The 7,790-nt window shown below is 62.4% G+C and carries 9 protein-coding genes; 6 read left to right on the top strand and 3 right to left on the bottom strand.

Annotated features, from left to right (window positions below; genetic code table 11):
• Window positions 1–13 precede the first annotated feature (13 nt).
• The 3 genes from E5W70_RS27350 (at window position 14) to ppa (ending at window position 1,922) form a co-directional block, all read left to right on the top strand.
• Window positions 14–652: a TPM domain-containing protein gene (locus E5W70_RS27350; protein WP_292664341.1), complete on the top strand. Its 639-nt coding sequence runs from the start codon at window positions 14–16 to the stop codon at window positions 650–652.
• Between the two features lie 117 nt (window positions 653–769).
• Window positions 770–1,276 (top strand): GNAT family N-acetyltransferase, encoded by a 507-nt coding sequence (locus tag E5W70_RS27345; protein ID WP_023678138.1) that lies wholly within the window; start codon window positions 770–772, stop codon window positions 1,274–1,276.
• A 115-nt stretch (window positions 1,277–1,391) separates the two neighbouring features.
• Entirely contained in the window at window positions 1,392–1,922 is a 531-nt protein-coding gene (gene ppa / locus E5W70_RS27340) for an inorganic diphosphatase (RefSeq protein WP_023721304.1), read from the top strand.
• A gap of 17 nt (window positions 1,923–1,939) precedes the next feature.
• Here ppa and E5W70_RS27335 read toward each other — a convergent pair whose 3' ends face one another.
• Together E5W70_RS27335 and E5W70_RS27330 are read right to left on the bottom strand one after the other, a co-directional pair.
• Window positions 1,940–2,530 carry a hypothetical protein gene (locus E5W70_RS27335; protein WP_292664338.1) on the bottom strand — a complete coding sequence of 197 codons (591 nt, stop codon included), beginning with the start codon at window positions 2,528–2,530 and terminating at the stop codon, window positions 1,940–1,942.
• A 97-nt stretch (window positions 2,531–2,627) separates the two neighbouring features.
• Window positions 2,628–3,233: a TetR/AcrR family transcriptional regulator gene (locus tag E5W70_RS27330; RefSeq protein WP_292664336.1), complete on the bottom strand. Its 606-nt coding sequence runs from the start codon at window positions 3,231–3,233 to the stop codon at window positions 2,628–2,630.
• An 82-nt stretch (window positions 3,234–3,315) separates the two neighbouring features.
• On the opposite strand from E5W70_RS27330, the gene E5W70_RS27325 reads away from it, so the two are divergent.
• Both E5W70_RS27325 and E5W70_RS27320 read left to right on the top strand, forming a co-directional pair.
• Window positions 3,316–4,599 (top strand): MFS transporter, encoded by a 1,284-nt coding sequence (locus tag E5W70_RS27325; protein WP_292664334.1) that lies wholly within the window; start codon window positions 3,316–3,318, stop codon window positions 4,597–4,599.
• 282 nt (window positions 4,600–4,881) lie between these two features.
• Window positions 4,882–6,456, top strand: coding sequence for an alkaline phosphatase (locus E5W70_RS27320; RefSeq protein WP_292664332.1), 1,575 nt, complete (start codon window positions 4,882–4,884; stop codon window positions 6,454–6,456).
• Between the two features lie 46 nt (window positions 6,457–6,502).
• Here the strand turns inward: E5W70_RS27320 and E5W70_RS27315 are convergent, their stop codons facing one another.
• Window positions 6,503–6,784: a hypothetical protein gene (locus E5W70_RS27315; RefSeq protein ID WP_292664330.1), complete on the bottom strand. Its 282-nt coding sequence runs from the start codon at window positions 6,782–6,784 to the stop codon at window positions 6,503–6,505.
• Between the two features lie 198 nt (window positions 6,785–6,982).
• Between E5W70_RS27315 and E5W70_RS27310 the strand changes: the two genes are divergently transcribed.
• Window positions 6,983–7,790: GTP-binding protein (locus tag E5W70_RS27310; RefSeq protein ID WP_292664328.1), on the top strand; the 808-nt coding region annotated here is incomplete at its 3' end.

The raw sequence follows: 7,790 nt of genomic DNA, 5'->3' as shown, positions 1-7,790 counted from the left end.
TGAGACATCAATCATGGCAACACGACCGATCAGCCCCGAGGATCATCAGCGCATCGCCGATGCGATCCGCGCTGCCGAATCAAAGACCGACGGCGAGATCTACTGCGTCGTGGCGCATGCCAGCGACGGCTATTTCTTCCCGGCCGCTTTCATGGCGATGCTCGGTATGCTCGTCGTCAGTCTCGGCGTCGGTTACGGGCTGGAAGCCTGGTGGCTGTCGATCCGCTTGCCGCATTTCGTCATTGCCGAGCTTCTGGCGCTTGCCAGTGTGCTCATCCTGTTGTGGGCATTGCCCGCATTGCGCATCCATTTGGTGCCGAGGCGGCTGCGCTACCAGGCCGCCCAGGCCAATGCGATGAAGCAGTTCCTCGCCCGCAACGTCCACCGCACCACGGCGCGCACCGGCGTGCTGGTGTTCGTCTCGATCGCCGAGCGCTATGCCGAGGTGGTCGCCGACAGCGGGATCGATTCTCGTGTCGGCCAGCATGTCTGGGACGGTGTCGTCCGCGACCTTACGGCGCATGCCGGCGACGATCGGCTTGCCGAGGGCTTCGTCAAGGCGATCCACGCGGTCGGTGCGGTACTGGCCGAGCATTTTCCGGTCTCGACCGGCGACAGCAACGAACTGGACGACCATCTAGTCGAGATTTGATCTCGCTAAAAGCGGTTTTGCAGCGTCTCAAGGACGCACCGTTCGGCTGTGCGAAAGCATCGCGGCGGTTGACCGGACTCTTGCAATCGGGCGCAGCGGGTTTATGGTTAACCAATCATGAATACGCTGAGCATCGACATCAGGAAAGCCGAACCGCGCGATGCAGCCGCCATTGCCGACGTGCATCTCGAGGCCTGGCGCGGCGCCTATTCGGGCATCATCCCGCACCGCACTCTGACATCGATGATCAACCGCCGCGGCGCCGACTGGTGGGCGAATGCCATTCGCCGCGCTGCCACCGTCCTAGTCGTCGAAATCGGCGGCAAAATTGCCGGCTATGCGACGATCGGCAAGAACCGCGCCCGCGAACTCAGGCAGCAGGGCGAGATCTACGAGCTTTACCTGCGGCCGGAATATCAAGGCATCGGGCTCGGCAGCCGGCTGTTCTCGGCCGCGCGGGCTCGGCTGGCCGACCATGGCCTGAAAGGCATGGTGGTGTGGGCGCTGGAAGACAATCAGAACGCACTTGCCTTCTATGCCGGCGCCGGCGGCCGCGATGTGGCCGAGGGCGTCGAGATCTTCGAGCAGAAGGCGCTGAAGAAGGTCGCTTTCGTCTGGGAATGACGGCCAGCGCATGATCCGACCGGTTTTGGTTCGGACGATCTCCCCAGTACCATTCGCCGCATTGCACCATTCGCCGTCGCCCGCTATCGATCTCCAATCGAGAGAGGGATAAGCGATGCGTATCGAAGCGATTGCCAGCGGAAAGAACCCGCCCGAGGACGTCAACGTCATCATCGAGGTGCCGATCGGCGGCGAGCCGATCAAGTACGAGATGGACAAGGAGGCCGGCACCCTGTTCGTCGACCGCTTCCTGCACACGTCGATGCGCTATCCCGGCAATTACGGTTTCGTACCGCATACGCTGTCGGGCGACGGCGACCCGATCGACGTGCTGGTCTGCAACACGCGCGCACTGGTGCCGGGCTGCGTCATCAATGTGCGGCCGATCGGCGTGCTGGTGATGGAGGACAATGCCGGCCAGGACGAGAAGGTGATCGCGGTGCCTTCACCCAAGCTGACCTTGCGCTACGAGGACGTCCACGAATACACGCAGCTGCCTGACATTACCCGCCAGCAAGTGCAGCATTTTTTCGAGCACTACAAGGATCTCGAACCCGGCAAATGGGTCAAGATCGAGGGCTGGTACGATGCCGCCTATGCCAAGAAGATGATCGTCGAGGCAATCGAGCGGGCCAAGCGCAAGTAATTAACGGGCGCAAATAATCAGTTATCGACGCGGCCGAAATCGGGCGTGTTGCCGATCACCACACGCTTGTCCTTGCCGCAGGCGAAGGTGCGTGCCTTCTCGTCGGCAAGCTTGCGCGCCTGATCGTTGGCGGCGGGATTGCCGGTGGCGAGCACAAGAGCGATCGTGCAGCCTTCGTGGGCGTCAGGCTGGGCAACCTTGGCGACGATCAGGACTTCCGTCGACTTGTTCTCGCCCTCGCTATCGCTGATCGAGCGACGATGGATGACCGCGAAAGGGACGACAGTTTTGCCGTTGGTTTCGATACGCCACTCGACTTTGGGTCCAGCCGAATTGAGACCGGAAAAGCTTTCCCAGACCGTGGTCATATCGCCAGGTGGAAAGCCGTAGAACAGCGATTCCCGCGCATCGTCGTAGGAAACCATCACCGGGTAGCCGCCATAGCCCGAACAGGCGAGGTCGGCCCAGTCGCCGTCGCCTTCCTCCGCCTGGGCATAGGTCACGCAGTCCTTCTCCCAGACGAGATCGGTATAGACGCTGGATATGTCGCCAGCCCGGGCGGCATTGCAGAAGCCAGCGAAGGCAAATGGGATCAAAAGAGCGCGCATGGCGGACAACTCCGTTCGGGCTGCCGCAGCGTACCGTCAAATTTAGCGGCAGCCTAGACGAAGTCAGGCTGCTCACAGTGGTCTGGTAAACGGAACACTATTTCTTCAAGCTTGCTTCGATCAGAAGATCGGCGTTGCGGGCCACCGACTGCGCCGGTCCACCGGCACCGAACAGCTGGCCGCTAATATAGGCGCCTTCGATCAGGAGGAGCAGCCCGTCGCCCAGCGTCTCGGCGTCGCCGGCGCCCATCGCCGCCGCCATGGCACGCAGGCGCCGGCGCAATTCCTGCTTGTTGGCCTCGCTCACGACGCGGGCCGGATGGCCATGTTCGGGATATTCGACCGCGGCATTGGTCATGCCGCAGCCGCGATAGTCGGGCCTTTGCGTGCGCTTGCCGACACGCGTCAGGAAGGCGACGATCTGGGCGCGCGGATCGCCGGGATGGGCATTCACCGCCTCGTCGAAGCGTTCCCAGAATTCGAGGTCATAGTGCCGGAGGTAGGATGCGGCCAACTCGTCCTTGGACGGAAAGCTGCGGTAGAGGCTGGGCTTGGTGACGCCGGCACGCCGCACGATCTCATCGACGCCTATGGCCCTGATGCCTTGCCTATAGAACAGATCGCGCGCCACCTGGAGGATCCGTTCGGCGGCGCGAGGCGGCGGTGCGTCATTGGCCTTGATCGTTGGTTCAATGCTTTTCATGCCTGGTCTGCCGATTAGCTGGTTGACAATGTTACCGGTCGGTACGTATGTTTCGCGCTCCTGCAACGTACCGGTCAGTAACATGATAGCTCAATCCCGCCCGTTTGGCCAGCGCTACGCTTTCGTCGTGGTCGCCGTGATCTTCCTTTGCCTGCTCATCGCGGCGGGCCTGCGTTCGGCGCCGGCAGTCATGATGCTGCCGCTGGAGAACAGTTTCGGCTGGCGGCGCGACGTCGTCTCGCTGGCGGCGGCCACCGGCATCTTCCTCTATGGCCTGACCGGGCCCTTTGCCGCAGCGCTGATGGAGCGGATCGGGCTGCGCCGCACATTGCTGGCCGCGCTGCTTTTGATGTCCGGATCGACCGCGCTCAGCCTGCTGATGACCAAGCCTTGGCATCTGCTCCTCACCTGGGGCGTGTTTTCCGGCATCAGTTCGGGCGCTGTCGCCACCGTGCTCGGCGCGACCATCGTCAACCGCTGGTTCAAGACCAATCGCGGCCTGGTGATGGGACTGATGTCGGCCTCCAGCGCCACCGGGCTGCTGGTCTTCCTGCCGCTGCTCGCCTCGCTCGCCCAGTCGGGCGGCTGGAAGCCGGTCGCCATTGCCATTGCCGTGGCCACCGCCGCCTTGGTGCCGCTGGTTTACATGCTGGTGCCGGAGCGCCCGGCCTCGATCGGCATGGTCCGCTATGGTGCCGAGCTCGACGACGTGCCGCCGGCGCCGCCGGCCGCGCAAGGCAATTTCCTCGCGCATACGCTGAGCACGTTGCGCCGCGCCGCCGGCACGCGCGTGTTCTGGTACCTGTTCGCCACCTTCTTCGTTTGCGGCTTCACCACCAACGGGCTGGTCGGCACACATCTGATCGCCTTTTGTGGCGACATGGGCATCGGCGAAGTGCAGGCCGCAGGCCTGCTCTCGATGATGGGCATCTTCGATCTTATCGGCACGACGCTGTCGGGCTGGCTCACCGACCGTTTCGACCCGCGCAAGCTGCTCGGCGTCTATTACGGCATCCGCGGCCTGTCGCTGATCTATTTGCCCTATTCCGGCTTCTCGGCGACCAGCCTGATCATCTTCGCCGTGTTTTACGGACTGGACTGGATTGCCACCGTGCCGCCGACGCTGCGGCTTTCCAACGAGGCGTTCGGCGACCGCAGCGGGCCGATCGTCTTCGGCTGGATCGTCGCCGGCCATCAGGTCGGTGCGGCGACAGCGGCCTTTTTCGGCGGCACCATGCGCGAGCTGCAAGGCAATTACGAGCTTGCCTTCCTGATCGCCGGCATGACGGCAATAGCCGCCGCCTGCATCTCGCTGCTGATCAACACCGCCCGCCCGGCGTTTGATCCGGAACCGCAGGCGGCTTGAGCTGCGACGGCTGAGCGCTAATTCTCCCCCCTCGAGGGGGAGATGGCCGCGAAGCGGCCTGAGGGGGTCGGTCCGACCGGGCTCGGCCCCTTATCACAGGCGCAGGAGGTCGGTGCTCCATGCGAGACGACCCCCCTCTGTCGCCTTGGGCGACATCTCCCCCTCAAGGAGGGAGATTCGCCAGCCTGTTCACTGTTATCAAACCTTCATCGTTTCGAAATGTGCCTGAAACATTGAAGCTGGAGCTTGGCGGCGACGTTCAATGCCATCCAGGAGACAGCCATGAACAAGATTTCGATGACACGGCGCGCTTTCGTCACGTCGGCCAGCGCCATTGGCCTGGTCGGCGCCTCGGGCCTCGCCCTTCCCTATTACTCGCGCGCCAATCAGCGCCCGGCTTTTACCCACGGTATCCAGTCCGGCGACGTCGACGCCACCAGCGGCATGGTCTGGACGCGCACGGACCGGCCGTCGCGCGTCATGTTCGAGGTGTCGTCGACCGAAAGCTTCACCAATGCCGTCCGCCTGGCGCCGCTCGATACCTCGCCGGCCAGCGACTATACGGTGAAGCGGCTGCTCACCGATCTCGCCTCCGACCAGGACATCTTCTACCGCATGGTCGCGGCCGATCTTTCCGACATCAACGCCGTGTCCGAGCCGATCGTCGGCCGCTTCCGCACGGCGCCTGCCTCGAAGCGCGACATTCGTTTCGCCTGGTCGGGCGACACCGCCGGCCAAGGCTGGGGCATCGACGAGACCGGCATGAAAACCTACGCCACCATTGCCAAGCACACGCCCGACTTCTTCCTGCATTCGGGCGATACGATCTATGCCGATGGTGCGATGAAGGACGAGGTCGACCTGCCCAATGGCGGCAAGTGGAAAAACACAGTGCTGATCGACGAAAAGCGCAAGGTTGCCGAGACGCTGGACGAATACCGGGCGCAGTGGAAATACAACATGATGGACAAGAACGTTCTTGCGCTCAGCGCCATCTGCCCGACTTTCTATCAGTGGGACGACCATGAGGTGCTGAACAACTGGTCGGACTCGAAGGACCTGTCGGCCGACGACCGCTACACCGAAAAATCGATCCATGTGCTTGTGGCACGTGCGGCGCGCGCCTTCCACGAAATGACGACGATCCGTTACGAGCCGTCAGAGCCCGGCCGCGTCTACCGCAAGATCGCCTATGGTCCGCTGCTCGACGTGTTCTTCCTCGACATGCGTTCCTACCGCGGCCCCAACGGTTCGGACATGCAGGAGACGATGACGCCTGAATCGCGCATCCTCGGCGAACAGCAGATCAAGTGGTTGAAGCGTGAATTGGCGAATTCCAACGCAACCTGGAAAATCATCGCCGCCGACATGCCGCTCGGCCTCGTGGTCTGGAACGACGGTACCAAGAAGGTCGGGGCCGAGGCAGTCAGCAATGGCGACAATGGCCCGGCCAAGGGGCGTGAGCTGGAAATCGCGGACCTCCTTCGCTATATAAAGAACGCCGGCATCAGCAATACCGTCTGGCTCACCGCAGACGTACATTACACAGCCGCGCATTACTACAATCCGGACAAGGCGCAGTTCCAGGACTTCAACCCGTTCTGGGAATTCGTTTCGGGTCCGATCCATTCCGGCACGTTCGGGCCTAATGGTTTCGACATGACGTTCGGCCCGGAGTTGAAGTTCATAAAGGCACCGACGGCCGAACAGGGTCAAAACCTGCCGCCGTCGGCTGGCCTGCAGTTCTTCGGGCTCGTCGACATAGATGGCGCTACAGAGCAGTTGACGGTGCGGCTGATGGATCGCGACGACAGCGAACTCTACAAGGTCACGCTCGATCCGGTGCGGTCGGCGTGAGCGACTGCGCCACTACCCTCGGGCTAGCCCGAGGGTAGGACGTGTATCAATCGGGATAGCAGACGACGGGAATGTTGGGCCAGACGGCGCTGTCGCATCCAGCATTTTGCTGCCGCTGCTTGAAGGCGGCGCTGACCGGCCCGGTCACTACCGGATCGACGCCATCGGGAGCATCGGCAAAAAGCTGCTCCGCCGACCGCTTGTCGGACGGCAAAGCAGTCCGCGTCTCCTTGAACGACGCCGCCGACTGCGCCGCGCCTGCCGCGAGGAGGACGGCGAGTGCGGTACATGCCAAAATCGGCCGGAGTCTGATGCCTGCGTCGATCATGAAATTCGAACTGCCCGGACCATGAAAGGTTCCGCCTTGGTTAATAATTCCACTTCACACCAAGACATTTAAGATTTGGTGACTTTATTTGGTGGCTCGCCTCCTCTTTCGCAATTGCGAAAAACCCTGTATGAGCCGCCCAACCGAAAGAGGCAGCGCCTTTTGGCCTGCTGCCTGCAACGCTCCCGAGACCAAAACATGAAAATCCGCAATATCGCGATCATCGCGCACGTCGACCATGGAAAAACCACCCTCGTCGACCAGCTTCTGAAACAGTCCGGCTCGTTCCGCGACAACCAGCGCGTCGCCGAGCGCGCCATGGATTCGAACGATCTCGAAAAGGAACGCGGCATCACCATCCTGGCCAAGGCGACCTCTGTCGACTGGAAGGATACCCGCATCAACATCGTCGACACGCCCGGCCACGCCGACTTCGGCGGCGAGGTCGAGCGCATTCTGTCGATGGTGGATTCGGCCATCGTGCTGGTCGACGCCGCCGAGGGGCCGATGCCGCAGACCAAATTCGTGGTCGGCAAGGCGCTCAAGGTTGGACTGAAGCCGATCGTCGTCATCAACAAGATCGACCGGCCGGATGCCCGCCACGTCGAAGTGGTCAACGAGGTGTTCGACCTTTTTGCAGCGCTTGACGCCACCGACGAGCAGCTCGACTTCCCTATCCTTTACGGTTCAGGCCGCGACGGCTGGGTCTCGGAAAACCCCGAAGGTCCGAAGGACCAGGCTCTGGCGCCGCTGTTCGACCTCGTCATCAAGCACGTACCGGCGCCGACCGTTCATCCCGGCCCGTTCCGCATGATCGGCACCATTCTGGAAGCCAATCCGTTCCTCGGCCGCATCATCACCGGCCGTATCGAATCCGGCACGCTGAAATCCAACCAGGCGGTCAAGGTGCTGCACCATGACGGCACCCAGGTCGAAACCGGCCGCATCTCGAAGATCCTCGCTTTCCGCGGGCTCGAGCGCCAGCCGATCGACGAAGCGCAGGCGG

Source organism: Mesorhizobium sp., from assembly GCF_005063415.1.
In the GTDB taxonomy this organism is placed as follows: domain Bacteria; phylum Pseudomonadota; class Alphaproteobacteria; order Rhizobiales; family Rhizobiaceae; genus Mesorhizobium.
This window is presented reverse-complemented; position numbering and strand designations above follow the sequence as displayed.